Source organism: Burkholderia sp. BCC1047 (genome assembly GCF_902833155.1).
In the GTDB taxonomy this organism is placed as follows: domain Bacteria; phylum Pseudomonadota; class Gammaproteobacteria; order Burkholderiales; family Burkholderiaceae; genus Burkholderia; species Burkholderia sola.
Genome location: NZ_CADFEH010000001.1, coordinates 141726 through 162743 on the forward strand (window position 1 = coordinate 141726; position 21018 = coordinate 162743).

General features: G+C 68.9%; 12 protein-coding genes. 3 read left to right on the top strand and 9 right to left on the bottom strand.

Annotated elements, in window-relative coordinates; genetic code table 11:
- Positions 1-14 precede the first annotated feature (14 nt).
- Genes HWX55_RS00580 through HWX55_RS00595 form a run of 4 tightly spaced genes read right to left on the bottom strand, consistent with a single transcriptional unit; the run spans position 15 to position 3827 of the window.
- Complete coding sequence (locus tag HWX55_RS00580) at positions 15-782, bottom strand: ABC transporter permease (RefSeq protein WP_175973130.1); 768 nt, start codon at positions 780-782, stop codon at positions 15-17.
- Positions 779-1732 carry an ABC transporter ATP-binding protein gene (locus HWX55_RS00585; protein ID WP_175973132.1) on the bottom strand — a complete coding sequence of 318 codons (954 nt, stop codon included), beginning with the start codon at positions 1730-1732 and terminating at the stop codon, positions 779-781. The genes HWX55_RS00580 and HWX55_RS00585 overlap by 4 nt, the downstream gene beginning before the upstream one ends.
- Positions 1729-2907, bottom strand: coding sequence for an ABC transporter permease (locus HWX55_RS00590; protein ID WP_175973134.1), 1179 nt, complete (start codon positions 2905-2907; stop codon positions 1729-1731). The genes HWX55_RS00585 and HWX55_RS00590 overlap by 4 nt, the downstream gene beginning before the upstream one ends.
- On the bottom strand, positions 2904-3827 hold the full coding sequence (locus HWX55_RS00595) for an ABC transporter substrate-binding protein (protein WP_175973136.1): 924 nt from the start codon (positions 3825-3827) through the stop codon (positions 2904-2906). Before HWX55_RS00595 ends, HWX55_RS00590 begins: the two co-directional genes overlap by 4 nt.
- Before the next feature lie 166 nt (positions 3828-3993).
- Here HWX55_RS00595 and HWX55_RS00600 point away from each other — a divergent pair, with 166 nt between their 5' ends.
- A complete protein-coding gene (locus HWX55_RS00600; RefSeq protein WP_175973138.1) occupies positions 3994-4923 on the top strand; it encodes a 2-hydroxyacid dehydrogenase in 930 nt (309 codons plus the stop codon).
- 21 nt (positions 4924-4944) lie between these two features.
- Here HWX55_RS00600 and HWX55_RS00605 read toward each other — a convergent pair whose 3' ends face one another.
- The 3 genes from HWX55_RS00605 to HWX55_RS00615 all read right to left on the bottom strand — a co-directional run bounded on the left by HWX55_RS00605 (position 4945) and on the right by HWX55_RS00615 (position 9305).
- Positions 4945-5313, bottom strand: coding sequence for an NUDIX hydrolase (locus HWX55_RS00605; RefSeq protein ID WP_050012246.1), 369 nt, complete (start codon positions 5311-5313; stop codon positions 4945-4947).
- 137 nt (positions 5314-5450) lie between these two features.
- Positions 5451-7421 carry a Xaa-Pro dipeptidyl-peptidase gene (locus tag HWX55_RS00610; protein ID WP_175973140.1) on the bottom strand — a complete coding sequence of 657 codons (1971 nt, stop codon included), beginning with the start codon at positions 7419-7421 and terminating at the stop codon, positions 5451-5453.
- A gap of 630 nt (positions 7422-8051) precedes the next feature.
- A complete protein-coding gene (locus HWX55_RS00615; protein ID WP_175973143.1) occupies positions 8052-9305 on the bottom strand; it encodes a lipoprotein-releasing ABC transporter permease subunit in 1254 nt (417 codons plus the stop codon).
- 313 nt (positions 9306-9618) lie between these two features.
- On the opposite strand from HWX55_RS00615, the gene HWX55_RS00620 reads away from it, so the two are divergent.
- Complete coding sequence (locus tag HWX55_RS00620; RefSeq protein WP_175973145.1) at positions 9619-15615, top strand: alpha-2-macroglobulin; 5997 nt, start codon at positions 9619-9621, stop codon at positions 15613-15615.
- Positions 15616-15669: 54 nt separating this feature from the next.
- Positions 15670-18093 carry a penicillin-binding protein 1C gene (gene pbpC / locus HWX55_RS00625; protein WP_175973146.1) on the top strand — a complete coding sequence of 808 codons (2424 nt, stop codon included), beginning with the start codon at positions 15670-15672 and terminating at the stop codon, positions 18091-18093.
- 24 nt (positions 18094-18117) lie between these two features.
- On the opposite strand, the gene HWX55_RS00630 is transcribed toward pbpC, so the two are convergent.
- Both HWX55_RS00630 and HWX55_RS00635 read right to left on the bottom strand, forming a co-directional pair.
- On the bottom strand, positions 18118-19524 hold the full coding sequence (locus HWX55_RS00630) for a methyl-accepting chemotaxis protein (RefSeq protein ID WP_175973148.1): 1407 nt from the start codon (positions 19522-19524) through the stop codon (positions 18118-18120).
- Between the two features lie 212 nt (positions 19525-19736).
- Positions 19737-20807, bottom strand: coding sequence for a porin (locus HWX55_RS00635; protein WP_175973150.1), 1071 nt, complete (start codon positions 20805-20807; stop codon positions 19737-19739).
- Positions 20808-21018: the final 211 nt, after the last annotated feature.

Sequence of the window (21018 nt, forward strand, 5' to 3'; positions counted from 1 at the left end):
TTTCGCGACGGCTGCTACGTGCGCCGCGCGCTCGCCACCCGCGCGATCGCGCCGATCGCATCGCTGACGAGCACCGCGAGCAAGCCGACGATCACGCCGCCTTGCAGCACGAACGCGGTGTTCGACGTCTGCAGGCCCGCGATGATCACGTCGCCGAGCCCGCGCGCGGCCACCGTCGAGCCGATCGTCGCGGTGCCGAGATTGATCACGACCGCGAGGCGGATGCCGTTGACGATCACCGGGAACGCGAGCGGCAGCTCGACGGACACCAGCTGCTGCCAGCCGCTCATCCCCATCCCGCGCGCGGCGTCGACGACGTCGCGCGGCACGTCCTCGATCCCCGCGATCGTGCTTTCGAAAACCGGCAGGAGCCCGTACAAAACGAGCGCGATCAGCACGGGTTTCAGGCCGAAGCCGACTGCCGGCACGGCCAGCGCGAGCACGGCGACCGGCGGGAAGGTCTGGCCGATATCGACGACGCTGCGCGCGACCGGCAGGAAATCCGCGCCGAACGGCCGCGTGACCGCGATGCCGGCCGCGACCGCGACGATCGTGCCGATCAGGCTCGACAGCGCGACCGTGCCGAGATGCGCGAGCGTGAGATCGAGCAGGCTCGCGCGATCGTAGATCACCGGCGCGCCGTTGTCCGCGAACGGAGCGAACAGACCCTGCAGCCACACGGGGCGCAACAGCAGCACGAGCAGCAGCGCGAGCGCGGCCGCGCGGGCGACGTACGCGGGAAGCGCCGACCGCTTGGGGCCCATGCTGCCGCGCGTCGTCATGCGGGCTGCCTCGCGTGCGAGCGGATCGCGTCGAGCGTGATGCGGCGGGGGCCGTGTGCGTGGCGGTTGCCGTCGGCCGTATCGTCGACGGGCAGCGCGTCGACGCCGCGCCACAACAATTCGGACACCGCATCGCGCAGCGTGCGCGTCGCCGCGATCGGTTCGCCGGCGGCATGGCCGGCTTCGGCCACGGCGTCGATCGGCGTGAGCGCGAGCAGGCGCAGCGGCCGGTCGACGCCCGCGACGAGTTGTTCGACGACACCCGCCGCCGGCTTGCCGAGAATCTCGGCCGGCGACGCGACCTGCAGCAGCCGGCCGCCGTCCATCACCGCGATCGTGTCGCCGAGCTTCAGCGCTTCCTCGATATCGTGCGTGACGATCACGACCGTGATGCCGAGGCGGCGCTGCAGCGCGAACAGATCGTCCTGCGCCTTGTTGCGGATGATCGGGTCGAGCGCGCCGAACGGTTCGTCCATCAGCAGCATCGCGGGCTCGGCCGCAAGGGCGCGCGCCACGCCGACGCGCTGCTGCTGGCCGCCCGACAGTTCGTGCGGGAGCTTGCCCGCGAATTCGGCCGGCGCGAGATGGAACAGGTCGAGCAGTTCGTTCACGCGCGCGTCGATGCGCTCGGCCGGCCAGCCGAGCAGGCGCGGCACGGTCGCGATGTTGCGCGCGACGCTCCAGTGCGGAAACAGCCCGTGCCCCTGGATCGCATAGCCGATGCCGCGCCGCAATTGCTCGGGCGCGACGGTCGCCGTATCGACGCCGTCGATGCGGATCGTGCCGCTGGTCGGTGCGATCAACCGGTTGATCATGCGCAGGAGCGTCGACTTGCCGCTGCCCGATGCGCCGACGAGCGCGGTGATCGTGCCGCGTTGCATCGTCAGCGATACGTCGTCGACGGCGACCGCGTCGCCGAAGCGTTTGCCGACTCGTTCGATCTCGATCATCCTGCACGCCCCTTCGCGAGCGACGTCGCGGCTTCGAACACGACCGCGGCCGCCAGTGCGAGCACGATCGTCGGGATCGCGCCGAGCAGCACGAGATCGGCGGCCGATTGCCCGATCCCCTGGAAGATGAAGGTGCCGAACCCGCCGCCGCCGATCAGCGCGGCCACCGCGGTCAGCCCGATGTTCTGCACGAGCACGATGCGCACGCCGCTCAGGATCACCGGCAGCGCGAGCACGAGATCGACGCGCAGCAGCCGCTGCGCACGCGTCATGCCCATCGCGCGCGCGGCTTCGGTCACGTGCGGCGGCACCTGTTCGAGCCCGACCACGACGCTCGATGCGATCGGCAGCAGCGAGTAGAGGAACAGCGCAAGCACGGCCGGCGCGACCCCGATGCCGCGGATGCCGAGCGCGGCCGCGAGCGGCACGTGCGCGGCGAGCAGGCCGAGCGGCGCCATCATCAGCCCGTACATCGCGATGCTGGGGATCGTCTGCACGATATTGAGCGCGGGCATCGCGACGGTGCGCACCGTCGCGATGCCCGCGCAGGCGATGCCGAGCGGCACGCCCGCGACGAGCGCGGCGGCGACCGAGCCGCCCGCGAGCGACACGTGACGGATCGCTTCGCGCCAGAAATCGTCGCTGCGCACCGCGTATTCGCGCATCACGGAGAGGCCGTCCCACCAGCCGCTCGCGAGCGGCACCGAAACCGCTGCTATCGCGACGGCGAGCGCGGCGAGGCGCCGCCACGGGCCGAACGCGAGGCGCGCGAGCGCGTCGGCGATCAGCACGGCCGATGCGAACAGCAGCAGCCAGACGCCGGCGTCGGGCGACACGCGGGCCAGCATGTCGTCGGGTGCGACGACATGCGCCGCGGCCGCGCCGACCGCATACGCGAGCGTCGCGAGCCCCGCGCAGCCGGCCGCGAGCCGCCACGCGGGACGGCTCGCCGTCATCACCCACAGCGCGCCGACGGTCCACAGCGCGGCGAGCACGGCGCCCTGCATCGGCGGCAACGCGGCGAACACCGACAGCCCGGTGCCGGCCGCGATCCGGTTCGGCCGCAGCACCGCGAACGACAGCCCGAACACCGCGACGATCGTCAGCATGCCGATCAGGATGCCGACCTTGTCGAACGTGACGCGCCGCGCGGACGCTGCCGCGCGCGCCGTCATTTCACGAAACCCTTCGCTTTCAGGTAGCTTTTCGCGACGCCGGCCGCCGGCTCGCCGTTGAGCTGGATGCGGGCGTTCAGCGATTGCAGCGTTTTCAGGTCGAGGCTCGCGAACACGGGCTTGAGCAAGTCGGCGATCTGCGGATGCGCTTTCAGCGCGGCTTCGCGGATCACCGGCGCCGGCGCGTAGACGGGCTGCACGTGCTTGTCGTCGTCGAGCACCGCGAGGCCGCTCGACGCGATGCCGCCGTCGGTGCCGTAGACCATCGCGGCGTTCACGCCGTCGGTCTGGTTCGCGGCGGCCTTGATCGTCGCGGCCGTGTCGCCGCCGGACAGCACGACGAGCTGCTCGGGCTTCAGCTTGAAGCCGTACGCTTTCTCGAACGACGGCAGCGCGGATGCGCTGTTCACGAATTCGGCCGACGCCGCGAGCTTCACCTTGCCGCCGCCGGCTACCCACTTGCCGAAATCGGAGAAGGTCTTCAGGTGCTGCGACTGCGCGACGGGCGCGAGCAGCGCGACGCCCCACGTGTTGTTCGCGGGCGCCGCGGCGAGCCACACGAGATGGTTCGCCGCGTAGTCGAGTTGCTTCGCGGTGTCGTAGCCTTGGCTCGCGTTCTTCCACACCGGATCGTCGGCCTTGTTGAAGAAGAATGCGGCGTTGCCCGTGTATTCGGGGTAGACGTCGATCTCGCCGCTCGTGAGCGCCTTGCGCACGATCGGCGTCGTGCCGAGCGCGATCTTCTCGGTGACGGGAATGCCGTGGGCTTTCAGCACCTGCGAAATGAGGTTGCCGAGCAGGTTGCCTTCGGTGTCGATCTTCGACGACACCACGACGGGCGTGTCGGCGTGCGCGCCGGGCGCCACGATCGCGGCGGCGAACGCGAGGCCCAGGATCCGGGCGGGCAGGGCGAGCTTCATCGGGGCCAATCTCCAGGAGGGGGCGTACGCCGAAAGTTACTTGACTGAGCGGGCTTTGGCAAACCGCGTGCGGCGGCGTGTCCACAGCCGATGTGAGGATAACCCGCAACCGCCGTACGGGCTTGTTACACTGGAATTCACTCCCCGCCTGCGGACATTTGCTGACATGAAGCCCGAGCTGCTGGTCCTCATCGCATTGCGCGGCGACGCGCATCGCGAGATCGCCGCGTCGTTCGACGTGCGTTATGCCCCGACTCCCGACGCGCGCGAACGCGCGATCGCCGAACACGGCAGCACGATTCGCGCGGTGCTGACCAACGGCAGCACGGGGCTGACCGCCGCCGAGATCGACCGGCTGCCGCAGCTCACGTTCGTCAGCGCGCTCGGCGCGGGCTACGAGCACATCGACGTCGCGCACGCGAAGGCGCGCGGCATTGCCGTGGTCACGGGCGCCGGCACCAACGACGATTGCGTCGCCGATCACGCGTTCGCGCTGCTGCTCGCGGCGGTGCGCAACGTCGTGCAGCTCGATGCGAAGACCCGCGCGGGCGTGTGGCGCGACGGGCTGTCGATGCCGCCGAACGTGTCGGGCAAGAAGCTCGGCATCGTCGGGCTCGGCAAGATCGGCGAGAAGTGCGCGCGTCGCGCGGTCGGCTTCGACATCGAGATCGGTTATCACAACCGGTCGGAGAAGCCCGTGCCGTACCGCTATTTCGACCGGGTCGACGCGCTCGCGCAGTGGGCCGATTTCCTGATCGTCGCGACGCCGGGCGGCGCGGGCACGCGGCATCTGATCGATCGCACCGTGCTCGACGCACTCGGCCCCGGCGGTTTTCTCGTCAACGTGTCGCGCGGCAGCGTTGTCGATACCGCTGCTTTGGCAGACGCGCTGCGCGAGCGGCGCATCGCGGGCGCGGGGCTCGACGTGTACGAAGGCGAACCCGAGCCGCCGCGCGCGCTGACGGATCTCGACAGCGTCGTGCTGACGCCGCACATGGGCGGCTGGTCGCCCGAGGCGCTCGATCGTTCGGTGCGGCAGTTTCTCGACAACGCGGCGCGGCACTTCGCGGGGCAGCCGGTGTTGACGCCGGTGTGAGCGCCGGGCAGGGGCGTCTACTCAGTTCGCCTGCCTGCAGAATTCCCAGTAGAAATCCGGCAGGTTCGCCGGCTTGTCGGCATCGAGATCGATCCAGCCGAACTGGTTGTGCTCGTCGCTCAGCACGATTTCATGACGATCGACTTCGCACAGGAAGCACACGATCAGTACGCGCTTGCCCGGCACGACCTCGCACGAACGGCTGCCTACGTAGCGGATCGCCGATGCGACGATCCCGCATTCTTCCTGCACTTCGCGTGTGACGGCGGCTTCGAGCGATTCGCCCGCTTCGGGCCAGCCGCCCGGCAGTTCCCACTCGTCGCGGGGATTGCGCAGAAACAGGACCGAGCGTCCGTCGCGGACGATGGCTTTGGCGCTGAGGGGAATCATGTGGGCCCACCGTTGGCTGTCGAATTCCGCAGCCTATCGCAGGCGTTCCATTCATGCAGCGATCCCCCGCCCGCATCGACGGGCATGCGGGCGGGGGACGCGGCGCCGTTACGCCGGCAGTGGCAGACGGCGCACGATTACGCGCCCGTCGACGGCGAAGCCAGCGGCACCGTCACCGACGTGCCGGCCGGATCGAGCGTCAGCCCGGTGCTCGGCGTCGGCCGCAACGTCGCTTCATAGTCGCTGGAGAGGACGACGAGTCCCAGCCGGTGGCCGGCTTCCAACTGGTAGTCGCGCGGCATGAACGTCAGCTTCAGGTCGTACGGCATGCCGGGCAGCACCGGTTGCGACACCCACTCGGACAGCCGGTTGCGCGGGTCGGTCCATGCGCGCGTGACGATCGTCGCCGTGCCGTCCGGCGCACGGTCGACCAGTAGCGCCGTCACGTTCGCGACGCCCGTGAAGGTCAGCCTGACGCGCGCGGTCGCGGTGCCGGACAGGCGTGCCGCGGCCGTCAGCGGTGCGGTCTCGAAGCGGCTGCGGTTTTCGCCGGTCGGCGTGTTCGCCAGCGTGAGCGCGGGAATGCGCGCATCGTCGGTGAAGCGCGCGAGCGGGCCGCCGCTCGGCAGTCGCAGCAGCGTGCCGGTGCTCGCGCCGTCGCCGCCCGCGAAGTACGTGACCGGCGTCGCGTGGCGCGCGGCCCAGTCGGCTTCCTTCAGCAGCGTGCCGTCCGCCTGCGCGACCACCGCGCGCGGATCCTGCTCGACGCCGTTGTCATAGCCGATCAGGTAGCGCGTGAACCACCGGTTCACCTCCGCCGTCCATGCGTCGGCCATCGCCGGCACACGGGTCGGATCGGTGTGCTTCAGGCGATGCAGCCACAGCTGGGTCGGCACGCCCTGACGTCGCATCGCCAGATACCACGACGTCGACTGGTCGACACGCACGTTGTCGTCGGTGAGCCCTTGCGCGACGAGCGCCGGCGCGACTGCGAACGCGGTCGGAATGTCGCGCGCGGCCCAGAACGGCGAATAGTCGCCGGTCTTGCGGTCTTCCTGCTGCAGCGCTTCGTCGATCAGGTGCGTGCACCGCTCCGGATGCGCGTTCGTCAGCAGCGCCTTGATGTACACGTCGACATCCTCGCCCTGATAGCCTTCCGGTGCGCGCACGAGGCCGCCCGAGCGGTAGTAGCCGTACATGTTCGACAGCCCCGCGATCGGCACGATCGCGTCGAGCCCGCGCGTGCGCAGGCTCGCGACCATCTTCGGCAGCGTGCCGTCGTACGACACGCCGTACATGCCGACGTGGCCGGTCGACCAGTTCGCGACGACCGTCTTGCCGTTCGCGTCCTTCGCGGTCGCGTCGCGACCGAGCCAGCGGATCACCGACGCCATCGCGACCGATTCGTCGCGCGTCAGGATCGTCGGGCAGCCGTCCGAGCCGGCGGTGCCGAGCGAATCCGCATAGACGATCGTGAAGCCGCGCGGCACGAAGTAGCTTTCGATCCACGAGCGGCCGGCGGCGGCCGCCTCGAGCTGCTGCAGCATCCGGGTTTGCGGTGCGGCGGCGAGGATGCGCGTGGAGGCCGATGCCGCGGCGCCGGCGGTCGCGGCCGGATGCGGCGTGCCGTCGAGTTCGACGTCGACGTCGTGGTTGGGGCTGTCGGCGAGCCCCGCGTAATACGGGCTCGCGAGCACGATGACGGGCGTGCGTGCGCCGTTCGCGGTCTCGGACGGCCGCACGATGCGCACGTGGATGCGGTCGCGCGTGCCGTCGCCGTCGGAATCGACCGGTGTGTCGACCCACGCGTTCTCTTCGATCGTGCCGCCGGACAGCGACGGCTGCACCTGGCCGTTGCTGATCACCGGCTTGTAGCGGCCGCCGCTTGCCGGATTCGCGTAAGGCACGCCGGACGGCGAAAAGCGCGACGCGAGCGATTGCGTACTGGACTGATCGGCCGCGGCGGCGGCCCCCTCCTGTTGGCCCTGCGCGAGCGCTGATGCACCCGCCACGCTGCCGCCGTCGTCGCCGCCGCACGCGGCGAGCGTCGCGGCCGCCACGAGTGCGGGCAGCCATGCGCGTCGCACTCCGGTTCGATGAATGTTCATGGAATCGACCTCGTCTCTTGTGATTGTCTGGAACCGGCCGGCTCGCGATACGCCCCCTGCGGCCTGGCCGGGTACTGCGTCGGATGAAGCTGAACTGCACCATCAAAAACGGCGGACGAGACGGATGACGATCTCGCCCGCTGCCGGCGCGCGTCAGGCGGCGCGCATCCGGCCGGCGTCGAGGCGAGCGCATCGCCCCGAACGGAAATCGTCAGTGCGGCGGTTCGCTGCGAATACAGGAGTGCGAATCAAATGCCGGCATGCCCGGGCTTCCTTCAGGTTTCGGATGAAACGGAACGGCACGATGCGATGAGGCGGGAGTGTTGCGAACGGCGGTGCTGCAACGGCAGGAAAGCGCGACGCGAGTCGGCACGCTGGCCGGATTGCTTTCCGGAAGCTTGCGCAAAAGTTATCTCAGTGAAATGTCCGTGTCAAACTTTTTTAGCTTAAGTCAAACAAAGTTTCAACTTGAGCGTCGGGAGCGGCGCAACTTCCCCGGAAGTCCTGCGGCATGCGCACGGCGCTGGTCGACGTCGGCTTCGACGTGCTCGCCGGCTACGCGCCGGACGGCGGCAACAGCATCGGCTTCCACGAGACCGCGTAACGCCGCGCCAATCGAGCCGCTCGCGCCTACTCGTCGCGCAGCGCCTCGGCCGGCCGCACCCGCGCGGCGCGCCAACTCGGGTACAGCGTCGCGACGCACGACATCAGGAACGCGGCCGACGCAATCTCGATCACGTCGAGCGCCGACAGCTTCGACGGCAGCGCGCTGAGGAAATACACGGACGGCGTCAGGAAGCGGATGCCGAGCAACTGTTCGACCGCCGGCAGCACCACCGGGATGCTCACCGCGATCGCGCAGCCGAGCGCGACACCCGCCAGCGTGCCGGCGAGGCCGATCGTCATCCCCTGGATCGCGAAGATCTTCATGATCGAGCGGGGCGGCGCGCCGAGCGTGCGCAGGATCGCGATGTCGCCCTGCTTCTGCGTGACCGTCATCACGAGCGACGACACGAGGTTGAACGCGGCGACCGCGACGATCAGCATCAGGATCAGCGACAGCATCCGTTTCTGCAGCCGCTCGGCTTCGAACCACGTGCGGTTCTGCCGCGTCCAGTCGCGGATGTACAGGTTGCCCGACAGCGTGCGCGACAGCGCCAGCGCGATCTCGGGCGCGCGCTGCAGATCGTCGATACGCAAGCGGATGCCGGTCGGCGCGCGCACGTTGGACAGTTGCTGCGCGTCGCGGATGTGGATGTACGCGAGTGCGCTGTCGTACTGGTAGTGGCCGGACTCGAACGTGCCGACCACGTGGAACTGGCGGAACCGCGGCAGCGCGTCGCCCAGGCGCGCGGTGTTGCCGGGCGCGAAGAACGTGATGCGGTCGCCGATCTTCACGTGCAGCGCGTCGGCGAGCGCGGCGCCGAGCACGATGCCCATTTCGCCCGGCACGAGCGCGTCGAGGCGGCCCGTCTTCAGCTTGCGCGCGATCTCGGACACGCGCGGCTCGAGCACCGGATCGATGCCGCGCAGCGCGACGCCCGTCACGTTGCCCGCGTTCGTCAGCAGCGCCTGCGCGTCGACATAGGGCGCGACCGCACGCACTGAAGCATTCTGTAACGATTCGTGCGCGGTCAGCCGCCAGTCGGGCATCGCGCCGGACGGCGAGAAGATTTCCACGTGCGCGAGCACCGACAGCATCCGGTCGCGCACCTCGGTGCGAAAGCCGTTCATCACCGACAGCACGACGATCAGCGCGGCCACGCCGAGCGCGATGCCGGCCATCGCGGCGCCGGCGATGAACGACACGAAGCCGTCGCCGGCCGAGCGCCGGCCGCCGCGCGCGTAGCGCAGTCCGATCTGCCATTCGAACGGGAGTTTCAAGCGGTTTCCTTTCAATTCGATTCGATCCTGCCGAGCCGCGCATTCTAGCGAACGCGGCGCGGCCGTGTGCAGAGGTTGGACATCGGCGGCCCGCCACCCGCCCGATACCGGCCCGATCGGCCGGTCACCGGCTGCCGTTGCGCGGCGGCACGCCGATATTTCCATCGTTTCGGGTCTGATCGATAATGGCGCCCAGCATCCGGTCGAACATACCAAATCATCACGGCGCAACCGGGCCGCGCCGTCACAGACCCATAACGATTCGGGGAAGGTTGCCGCTTGGGCAGCATGTCCTTGACAAGGAAATAACAAAATGGATTTGCTGCGTTTCCTGCTGCTCCTGCCGATTCGCGCGGCGGGCTTCGTCTGGTGGCTGCTCGGCTGCGCGCTGCGGCCGCTGGTCGGCGACGTGTCGTGGACGGCGCCCGCGTGGATGGGCGTCACCGCCGCGGCCGTGCGCCGCCGCCCGTGGCATGCCGGCGGCATCGTGCTGCTCGCGGCCGCGCTCGGTTACGGCGGCTACTGGTTCAAGCACCGCCCGAAGCCGCCGGAGCCCGAAACCGTCGGCTTCACCGTGAAGGCGCCGGCGATCACGACCTACGAGGTCGACGATGCCGACAAGCCGAAGATCACCGTGCATCCGCTGGAAGTGGCGTTCTCGCGATCGGCCGCGCCGATCGAACAGGTCGGCAAGCCGGCCGGCGACGGCATCGAGATGACGCCCGCGCTGAAGGGCGCGTGGGAGTGGGCCGACGACAAGACGCTGCGCTTCACGCCGGCGGCCGACTGGCCGGTCGGCGCGCACGTCGAGGTGCGCTTCGCCGTGCATCGCGTGTTCGCGCCGCAGGTGACGATGCGCGACGATCGTTTCGCGTTCGACGTGCCGGCGTTCGCCGCGACGTTCGGCGACAACCAGTTCTACCAGAACCCCGAGAATCCGGCGGAGAAGCAGGCGCTGCTGCAGTTGCGCTTCAACTACCCGGTCGATCCGGCCGAGTTCGAGAAGCGCATCGGCCTCGCGCTGGTCGGCCGCGACGGCAAGACCGTGTCGCCGCTGCGCTATACGGTCAACTACGACAAGATGAAGACGAGCGCGTGGGTCTACTCGCAGCCGCTCGAGATTCCGCACGATCCGCTGGCGGTGCGGCTCGACGTCGACAAGGGCGTGAAGAGCGCGCGCGGCGGCAACGGCACGCCGGATGTGCTGCACGCGTCGGTCGACGTGCCGGGGCTGTACAGCCTGTCGATCGGCAATATCGCGCCGACGCTGGTCGACAACGAGCGCTACGAGCCGGAGCAGGTGCTCGTCGCCGAAGCGTCCGACGGCGTGCGCAGCGCGGAGCTGGCCGCGCGCGCGAAGGCGTGGGTGTTGCCGAAGCGCAAGCCGGGCGTCGATCAGTCGGACGACGATCCACCGTACGAATGGAACCTGGCCGACGTCAGCGACGCGGTGTTGAAGCAGTCGAAGCCGCTGCCGCTCGAAGCGGTGCCCACCGAGAACGACTACGCGACGCTGCAAAGCTTCAAGTATCACGCGACGCCGGGCGATCGTATCGTCGTGCGAATCGAGGGCAACCTGAAATCGGCGGGCGGTTACCTGCTCGCCGAGGCGGCGACGACCGCGTTCACGGTGCCTGACTATCCGAAGCTGCTGCGCTTCATGGCCGACGGCTCGCTGCTGTCGATGAGCGGCAGCAAGCGGCTGTCGGTCGTGTCGCGCAACCTGCCGGGGATGAAGGTCGAGATCGGCCGCGTGCTGCCCGACCAGATTCAGCATCTCGTGAGCTTCAACAACGGTACGTACGCGCGGCCCGAACTGTCGTATTCGTTCAGCGAGGATCACATCGTCGAGCGTTTCGTGCAGACTCGCGCGTTCCCGGCCGGCGACCCGGGCCGCGCCCATTACGAAGGCGTCGACCTCGGCCAGTATCTGAAGGACGGCAAGCGCGGCGTGTTCCTGCTGCACCTGTCGAAGTACGATTCGGCGGCCGAGAAGAAGAAGGCCGACGACGCGAAGGATGGCGACGCGGCGTCCGATGACGGCAGCCACGATCAGTCCGACGACGCCGATTCGGGCGACAGCAGCGGCAACGGCGACGACGGCGACAACGCGCTCGGCGATACGCGCCTGATCGTCGTGACCGATCTCGGGATGCTGGTCAAGAAGGCGCTGGACGGCAGTCAGGACGTGTTCATCCAGTCGATTCGTACCGGAAAACCGGTTGCGGGCGCAACGGTATCGGTACTCGCGGTGAACGGTCAGGCGCTGTTCACGCAGACGACCAGCGCCGACGGCGTCGTACATTTCCCCGCGTTCAAGGGGCTTGACCGGGAGAAGCGGCCGCAGCTCTACGTCGTGAAGAAGGACGCCGACCTGTCGTTCCTGCCGGTGGCCGGCCGCGACCGCCAGCTCGACTTCTCGCGCTTCGACGTCGACGGCGAACGCAACGCGACGGGCCAGGGGCAATTGTCCGCGTACCTGTTCTCGGATCGCGGGCTGTACCGGCCCGGCGATCCGTTCCACATCGGCCTGATCGTGCGCGCAGCGAGCTGGGCGCGCAGCCCGGCCGGCGTGCCGCTGCAGGCGGAGATCGTCGACCCGCGCGGGATGACCGTCGAGCGCAAGCCGGTGACGGTCGACGCGACCGGTTTCACCGAACTCGGCTACACGACCGCCGAAACGGCGCCGACCGGCACGTGGACGGTCAACCTGTATATCGTGAAGGACGGCCAGCCGGGCGCCGAGCCGATCGGCAGCACGACGGTGCAGGTGAAGGAATTCCTGCCCGACCGGATGAAGGTCGACGCGAAGCTGTCGCAGCAGGTCGTCGAAGGGTGGGTGAAGCCGAAGGGGCTGAAGGGCCTCGTCGATGCGCAGAACCTGTTCGGCACGCCGGCCGAGAAACGCCGCGTCGCGGCGACGCTGACGCTGCGCCCCGTGTGGCCGTCGTTCCGCAGCTGGCAGGGTTATCACTTCTTCGACGCACGCCGCGCGAAGGAGGGCTACACGACCGCGCTGCAGGACGGCACGACCGACGACAAGGGCCATGCCGAATTCGATCTCGATCTCGACAAGTACGCGGACGCGACCTATCAGCTCTACTTCCAGGCGAAGGCGTATGAAGCGGAAGGCGGGCGCAACGTCGCCGCGAACGCGCAGACGCTCGTGTCGAACAACGACTGGCTCGTCGGCTACAAGTCGGTCGACGATCTCGGCTACGTGAAGCGCGGCAGCCCGCGCACGGTGCGGCTCGTCGCGATCGATCCGGGCGCGAAGGCGATCGACGTGAAGGACCTGCGCGCGCAGCTCGTCGAGCAGCGTTACGTGTCGGTGCTGACGAAGCAGGATTCCGGCGCGTACAAATACGATTCGCGGCTGAAGGAAGTGCCGGTCGACGAGAAACCGCTGTCGATTCCGGCAGCCGGACTCGACTACGCGCTGCGCACCGACAAGCCGGGCAACTACGTGCTCGTGATCCGCCGCGCCGATGGCGCCGCGGTGAACCGGATCGAGTATTCGGTCACGGGCGCCGCGAACGTCACGCGTTCGCTCGACCGCAACGCGGAGCTGCAGGTGAGCCTCGCGAAGCACGACCTCAAGCCGGGCGAACAGGTGGAAATCGCGATCCGTGCGCCGTATGCGGGCAGCGGCCTGATCACGATCGAGCGCGACAAGGTGTATGCGCATGCGTGGTTCCACGCGGACACGACGAGCTCGATCCAGCACATCACGGTGCCGGCCGGCTTCGAAGGCAATGGCTACATCAACGTCCAAACCATTCGCGATCCGTCGTCGGACGAGATCTTCATGAGCCCGCTGAGCTACGGCGTCGTGCCGTTCTCGGTGAACCTCGATGCGCGCCGCAACGCGGTGAGCGTCGATGCGCCGGCGCTCGTGAAGCCGGGCGATACCGTCAACTTCACCGTGCATTCGGCGAAGCCCGCGAAGGTCGTGGTGTTCGCGGTCGACGAGGGCATCCTGCAGGTCGCGCGCTACAAGCTCGGCGATCCGCTGAAGTTCTTCTTCCGCAAGCGGATGCTCGAAGTCGGCACGTCGCAGATCCTCGACCTGATCCTGCCGGACTTCGAGAAGCTGATGGCGATGGCCGCGCCCGGCGGCGACGCCGACGACGCGATCGGCCGCCAGTTGAACCCGTTCAAGCGCAAGCGCGACAAGCCGGTCGTCTACTGGTCGGGGATCGTCGACGTGAACGGCGACACGCGCCTGAGCTACACGGTGCCCGACTACTTCAACGGAAAGCTGCGCGTGATGGCCGTGTCGGTGTCGCCGGATCTCGTCGGCACGTTCGAAGGCGCGACGACGGTGCGCGGCGATTTCGTGCTGTCGCCGAACGTGCCGACGACGCTCGCGCCGGGCGACGAGGCCGATGTCAGCGTCGGTGTCGCGAACAACCTGACGGGCGTCGGCAATCAACCGGTGCTGATCGCGGTCACGCTGAAGACGGGCCCGCAGCTGCAGGTGATCGGGCCGGCGACGCAGAACGTCGCGCTCGCGCCGCAGCACGAAGGCGTCGCGCTGTTCCGCGTGAAGGCGACCGATACGCTCGGCTCCGGCGCGCTGTCGTTCGGCGCGCGCTACGGCGCGAAGGGTGCGCAGCAGCGTGTCGACGTGTCGGTGCGGCCGGCCGCCGCGTTCCGCACGCAGCTCGACATCGCGCGGCTCGACCCGGGCAAGAAGACGGGCGTGCCGAACCTGCGGTCGATGTACGACGCGTATGCGTCGCGCGACGCGAGTATTTCCACCGCGCCGCTGGTGCTGACCGAAGGGTTGTCGTCGTATCTCGTCAACTTCGAGCATTCCTGCAGCGAGCAGATGGTGAGCGCGGCCGTGCCGCGCGTGTTCGCGGCGAAATGGCTGTCGGCGCGCGCACTGACGAGCGCGATGCATGCGCCCGAGGCCGGCGTCGATGCGGCGAATGCGAGCACGATCGCGCAGTTCCTCGGTGTGCTCCGCAGCCGACAGAACGCGCAGGGCGGCTTCGGCCTGTGGAGCGCGACGCCCGATGCCGATCCGTTCGTGTCCGCGTATTCGATGCACGTGCTGCTGGATGCGCGCGAGCGCGGCGTCGCGGTGCCGAAGGACATGCTCGACGCGGGCAACGCGTATTTGCAGCGGCTCGCCGCGAACGATTCGCTCGGCTCGCTCGACCTGTTGCGGCAGCGCGCGTACGCGGTGTACCTGCTGACGCGCCAGGGCAACGTGACGACCAACAGCCTCGCGGCCGTGCAGAAGCGGCTGCAGGCGGCCTATCCGAACGACTGGAACAACGATCTCGCGGCCGCGTGGCTCGCCGCGTCGTATCAGTTGCTGAAGCAGGACAAGGAGGCCGCCGCGCTGATCGCCGGGCCGCAGGCGTTGCTCGAACGCAAACGCGCGTCCGACGGCGGTGACGCGGCCGGCTACTACATCGACCCGCTGACGCGCGATGCGAGCGTGCTGTACCTGCTCGCGAAGCACTTCCCGGAGCGCGTGCGCAAGCTGTCGCCGCGCGCGATGGACAACCTCGCCGCGCCGCTCGTCGACAACCGCTTCAACACGCTGTCGTCGGCGATGACGATTCTCGCGCTCGACGCGTATGCGGCGTCGAACGCGGGCCAGCTCGACCGGCTCGCGATCAACGAGGTGCGCGCGGGCGCCGCGCCGAAGGACGTGTCGTCGATTCAGGCGAACCTCGTGCGCTCGGGCACGTGGGCGGCCGGCGCGTCGCGCGTCGACTTCGTCAACGGCAGCGCGCTGCCGGCGTGGTGGGTCGCGAGCCAGTCGGGCTACGACCGCGGCACGTCGACGAAGGCGATCAGGAACGGGCTGGAGATCGTGCGCGACTACACGGATACCGACGGCAAGCCGCTCGCGAGGATCGCGCTCGGCCAGGAGATCGACGTACACCTGAAGATTCGCGCGACCGGTTCGGCGAACGTCGGCAACGTCGCGATCGTCGACCTGCTGCCGGGCGGCTTCGATCCGGTGATCGCGCCGCCGCCGGTGACCGATACGCAGGACGGCAACGGCGACGGCAGTGCGTCGGCGCCGGTGGCCGATGCACCGTGGCATTCGCCGATCGGCGTGAAGGGCTCGACGTGGCAGCCGCAGTTCGCCGATATCCGCGAGGATCGCGTGGTGATCTACGGCACCGCGACGACCGACGTGCGCGAGTTCGTCTACCGGATCAAGGCGAGCAACGCGGGCCGCTTCATTGCGCCGCCCGCTTACGGCGAATCGATGTACGACCGCCGCGTGCAGGCGCAGGCGCCGGGCGGCACGGCGCTGACGGTGGAGCGCGTGCGATGACGGGGCGGTTTCATCCGCGTTGCAGGTCGCGCACGTCGCCAGGAGCGGCCGCGCGTGGCTGACGGATCCGTGCTCCGGCGCGCGCTGCACGGCGCCGGCCGCTGGCTGCATCGCTGGCAGAACTGGCTCGTCGGCGCGCTGCTCGTGTTCGGCGTGCTGGCCGCGTGCCGGTTGTGGCCGCATCCGCCGCTGCGCGACTGGAAACCGTCGTCGGTCGCGGTGACGGATGCCCAAGGCCGGCTGCTGCGCCTGACGCTCGCGAAGGACGACCGCTACCGGCTGTGGGTGCCGCTCGACCGGATGTCGCCGCAGCTCGTCGAAGCGGTGATGCTGCACGAGGACCGCTGGTTCCGGTGGCATCCGGGCTTCAACCCGTACGGGCTCGCGCGCGGCGCGTGGATCACGTACGTACGCGGCGGCAATCCGCAAGGCGGCTCCACGCTGACGATGCAGCTCGCGCGTTCGCTGTGGAAGCTGAACACGCGCACGTCGGCCGGCAAGCTCGAACAGGTCGCCCGCGCGGTGCAGCTCGAACTGTTCTACTCGAAGCGGCAGATTCTCGAAGCGTATCTGAACGACGCGCCGTACGGCCGCAACGTCGAAGGCGCGGGCACCGCGAGCGTCGTCTATTTCGATCGGATGCCGGACGCGCTGACGTTGCCCGAAGCGCTCGCGCTCGCGGTGATTCCGCAGGACCCGGCGCGACGCGTGCGCGGCGGGCAGGACGAGATCAACCGTGCGCTGGCCGCGTCGCGCAATCGGCTCTATGCGCGCTGGCTGACGAAGCACCCGGGCGATGCGTCGCTCAAGCCGTTGTTCGCGTTGCCGCTCGCGATGCGGCCGCTGTCCGCGCTGCCGTTCGACGCGCCGCATGCGGTCGACCAGGCGCTGGCCGCGCGCAGCGCGTGGCGCACAATGTCGAGCGGCGCGGCGGCCGATGGCAACCGCGACGGCGATGGCGGCGCCCGTCTTGCGATGACGCTCGATCTCGACCTGCAACGCACGCTCGAACGGCAGATTTCACGCTACGTCGCGCGCAACGATACGCGCGGCGTGCGCAACGCGGCGGCCATCCTCGTCGATACGCGCGACATGAGCGTGAAGGCGCTGGTCGGCTCCGCGGACTTCTTTGACCGGACGATCGACGGGCAGGTGAACGGCACGCTCGCGCGGCGCTCGCCGGGCTCGACGCTCAAGCCGTTCATCTATGCGCTCGGCTTCGACCAGGGCGTGCTGCATCCGCAGACCGTGCTGCGCGACGTGCCGACGTCGTTCGGCCCGTATGCGCCGGAGAACTTCGACGGTCATTTCCTCGGGCCGATCACGGCGACCGACGCGCTCAACCGCAGCCGCAACGTGCCGGCCGTGTGGGTCGCGTCGCAGCTCAAGTCGCCCGACCTGTACCGGTTCCTGCAGGACGCCGGCGTGCGCCGGCTCGCGAGCGCGCAGCACTACGGGCTCGCGCTCGTGCTCGGCGGCGGTGAAGTGACGATGCAGGATCTCGCGGCGCTGTACGCGATGCTCGCGAACCGCGGCGAGTTCCGGCCGCTGCGGCTGCGCGCGGACGAGCCGGCATTGCCCGGCCGGCGCCTGCTCAGCGCCGAGGCGAGCTACATGACGATGGACATGCTGCGCCAGCACCTGCGCCCCGACGAGACGAGCGGCGCGCAGCCGTCGAGCGTGCCCGTGTACTGGAAGACCGGCACGTCATGGTCGTTCCGCGACGCTTGGACGGCCGGCGTGTTCGGCCCGTACGTGCTGGTCGTGTGGGTCGGCAATTTCGACAATTCGACCAATACCGCGTTCGTCGGTGTCGATGCGGCCGCGCCGCTGTTCTTTCAGGTCGTCGATGCGATGAATGCCGAGCGGGCCGTCGTCGAGCCGCCGCGGGCGGTGCCGCCGAAACTGAAGCGCGTGCGCATCTGCCTCGCGAGCGGCGACCTGCCGAACGAGTGGTGTCCGCAGCAAGGCTGGACGTGGTTCATCCCCGGCACGTCGCCGATCCGCGTGAGCACCGTGCACCGGCCCGTCGTGATCGACGACGCGACGGGGAAGGCCGCGTGCCCGCCGTACGACGGCAAGCGCACGCATACGGAGGTCTTCGAGTTCTGGCCATCGGACTTGCAGCAGGTGTTCGCGCAGGCCGGCATTCCGCGCCGGCGGCCGCCGCAGAATGCGGATTGTCGCGATGCCGGGCAGGTCGAAGGCGACCCGCCGCGCATCACGTCGCCGCTGCGCGGCAGTACGTATGCGATGCGCGTGAAAAGCGCCGATGACACGCGCATCGCGTTCAATGCGACCGCCGATGCGAGCGCGCATGCGCTGTACTGGTTCGTCAACGACGCGTATGTCGGCCGCAGTGCGCCGGGCGATGCGCTGTTCTGGCAGCCGCGCACGGCCGGCAGCTATACCGTGCGGGTGGTCGACGATCACGGGCGCAGCGACCAGCGACCGCTGGGCGTGGGACTGGAGCAGTAACGCGCGCGGCCCGCCCGCGCCGGTTCAGACCGTGTAGCCGATGCGCAGCACACCCCACGGCCGCCCGCCGACGACGATCGGCGCGGACACGTCCTTCATCAGCACGAACTGGCCGTTGCCCATGTCGCGCCGATAGGTTTGCAACAGGAACGGCTTGTCATGCGCGACGGACATGCGCGCCGTGCGGTCCGTGTAGATCCGGCGGTTCCGGCAATTCGCCGCATTCCATGCGGCGTCCGCACGCTGCGGCAGAGAAAACTTCCGGTTGTGGGTCGGCAGGTAGCACTGCCGGTCGAAGCTCGCGCAATAGACGACGCGTGTGTCGACGTCGAGCACCGGCTCCTGGATCGCCGGCAGCACGCGATCGGTGAACGCCGTGAAGCGCGTCATGAACTGTTGCGGGTCGGTGCCCGGAATCGGTTCGTAGTGCGCGTCGAAGAGCGCGTCGAGTGTGATATCGCCGCGGGCGACCGCGTCCTCGAAGAGCTTGCTGATCTTGGCGGCCGTGCTCCGTGCGGTGTCGATCAGGCGCGTGTCCGGCGATTCGATGCCGGTCGCGGCGGTGAGCTCGATCAGCGTCTCGGAGACGGAGAGCAGATTGCCGAGGCGGTCCTTGGCCTGCGAGAAGTTGTCGGCCGAATTCTCGACGCCGGACGCCATCTCGCCCACCTGCTCGTCGAGACGGTGGCACTGCGCCTCGATCTCGTCCGTCAACGACGCGATCTGTTCGGCCTCGCCCGCGAGCTCGGTGATCGCGTGCCCGGTCGCGTGCACGACCTCGCCGATCGTGCGCGTGCCCTCGCGCACGCGATGCGCGCGGGCGGCGTTGTCGGTGCCTTCCGCGAGCAGGTGTTCGGTCTGCTCGGCGAGCCGCGCGAGCGTCGTCTCGATCTGGGCCGTCGCCTGCCCGGTTTTCGCGGACAGGTTCTTGACCTCGGCCGCGACGACCGCGAAGCTGCGGCCCGACTCGCCGGCGCGCGCGGCCTCGATCGCGGCGTTCAGCGCGAGCAGGTGGGTCTGTCTCGCGATGACGGAGATTTCCTCGGACACCGCCCGCACGTGACCGAGCGCGTCGCGCAGCGCGCCCATCTGGTCGCTGATCGTGGTGACGCCCTCGACGAGGCCGTGAATGTCGGCGAGCGACGCCTCGATCGTCTGCTGCGACTGCCGGACCGCATTCGACGCATTGGCGCTGACGTCGCGCACCTGCTGCGCGGCCTCGGCGATCCGGTGGTTGCCGCGCAGCGTGACGGCGGCCGATTCGCGCAGCGTATGGCAGACCTCCGCCTGCCGGGCGACGCGTGCCGCGACTTCCTCGACGTGGCCCGATACGTCGCAGATCTCGATGCCGAGCCTGCCGGCCTGTTCGGCGATGTCGCCGACGAGCGCGCGCGACGAACGGCGGCCGCGGCCGATTCCGAAGAAGTTCACGTTGCTGGGTCTCCTTGAGGGCATGCGCGCCGGGTTCCCGGCGGATGTTGCGCATGCGTTCCTGACTTGACGGCCGCGCGGCCGAGGACTTGAGGTCGGGTAAACATCGAGATCGGTGCGCAGGATGACTGGGCCCGCGCCCGGCGGGGCGTTTGCGCGACGTTTCCGTGGCCGGACGGGCGGCGCGTGGTGGCCGCCCGTCCTCGGGGGTATCAGAACACGTGATGGATGCCGGCGTTGACGCCGACCGTCGTGCCCGGCAACCCGTACAACGCACCGCCCGTGATGCCGAGGCCCGTATTCATCGCGCCGTGGTTGTTGACCACGCCGACCTGCGCATACAGGCCCGTTCGTTTCGACAGGCTGTAGTCGGCGCCGACCGCGGCCAGCAGCGAATGGTTGTGCGAATCGTTGCGGTCGGTCGTGTACCACGCGCCCGTGTTCAGATCGAGGGCCGGCGTGACGCGATAGTCGAGGCCGGCGCTATACACGTTGTTGCTGAACGAGCCGGCGACCTTGTAGCTTGTGAACGACGCCTTGCCGGTTACCGGCCCGAACGTATAGGCGGCGCCGATCGTGCGGCCGACGAACGCGACCGTGCTCGGCACCGGCGTCGGCGACGTGCCGCCGTTGCCGTCGTAGAGCGCCGCGTTGATCATGAAGCCGCCGTTCGTATAGGTAAGGCTGCCGGAATACTGGCGTCCCGCCTGGAAGTCGCCGGCCTTGCCGCCGAAGCCGAACATCGCGCTGGCCGTCAGCCCGGCGATCGTCGGGCTCGTGTACGAAATCGCGTTCGGGTTGAAGAGGCCCGTGACGAGCACGTTGTCGACGTACGGCACCAGCGCGGCGCCGAAGTGCGAGACGTTGCGCGGATCCGATCCGAGGATCGCGAGCACGAACGGCGAGAACTGCAGACCGACCTTCGTCTCGCCGAATCCGCCGTCGATCCCGACCCACGCCTGCCGGCCGAAGAAGTTGCCGTTCGAATGGCCGAACGCGCCGTCGGTGATGTTGAAGCCGCTTTCCAGCTTGAATCGCGCGTGCAGCCCGCCGCCGAGATCCTCGGTACCCGTGATGCCGAAGTTGGTCGGCGTCATGCCCGTGTCAGTCAGCGCGAACTGGCGCCCGGCGTTGCCGCCGGTTGCCGAATCGAGCGATCGGCTCGTATAGAGCAATGCGGCGTCGAGATCGCCGTACAGCGTGACGCTGCTCTGCGCGAAGCTGCTGGTGCTTGCGGCCGCGCCAAGCAGCGCCGCGCACATCGTCCGTGTCATTCCCTTCATCGTCTGTCTCCGTTTTGTGAGTGTTGTAATACGTACGACTAATTAAAAATGCAGTGGCGAAAGCGCTGCGATCCGCCTGCATGCCGTGCCGTCGGGGAACGCACGGCGATGCTCGTCGCCGGCGCGAGCGCGGCCGCGCCCGGCGTGGTGAACGGGCAAGCGGTCGTGCTTCGGCGCCGCGGTGAAGCGATAGGCCCGCCGTGGCGGGCGG

Excerpts from the sequence above, each read along its gene's own strand:
- HWX55_RS00610 (WP_175973140.1), bottom strand. The coding sequence starts at position 7,421 with ATGAACATTCATCGAACCGGAGTGCGACGCGCATGGCTGCCCGCACTC.
- HWX55_RS00600 (WP_175973138.1), top strand. The coding sequence starts at position 3,994 with ATGAAGCCCGAGCTGCTGGTCCTCATCGCATTGCGCGGCGACGCGCAT.
- HWX55_RS00585 (WP_175973132.1), bottom strand. The coding sequence starts at position 1,732 with ATGATCGAGATCGAACGAGTCGGCAAACGCTTCGGCGACGCGGTCGCC.
- HWX55_RS00595 (WP_175973136.1), bottom strand. The coding sequence starts at position 3,827 with ATGAAGCTCGCCCTGCCCGCCCGGATCCTGGGCCTCGCGTTCGCCGCC.
- HWX55_RS00605 (WP_050012246.1), bottom strand. The coding sequence starts at position 5,313 with ATGATTCCCCTCAGCGCCAAAGCCATCGTCCGCGACGGACGCTCGGTC.
- HWX55_RS00580 (WP_175973130.1), bottom strand. The coding sequence starts at position 782 with ATGACGACGCGCGGCAGCATGGGCCCCAAGCGGTCGGCGCTTCCCGCG.
- HWX55_RS00620 (WP_175973145.1), top strand. The coding sequence starts at position 9,619 with ATGGATTTGCTGCGTTTCCTGCTGCTCCTGCCGATTCGCGCGGCGGGC.
- HWX55_RS00635 (WP_175973150.1), bottom strand. The coding sequence starts at position 20,807 with ATGAAGGGAATGACACGGACGATGTGCGCGGCGCTGCTTGGCGCGGCC.
- HWX55_RS00590 (WP_175973134.1), bottom strand. The coding sequence starts at position 2,907 with ATGACGGCGCGCGCGGCAGCGTCCGCGCGGCGCGTCACGTTCGACAAG.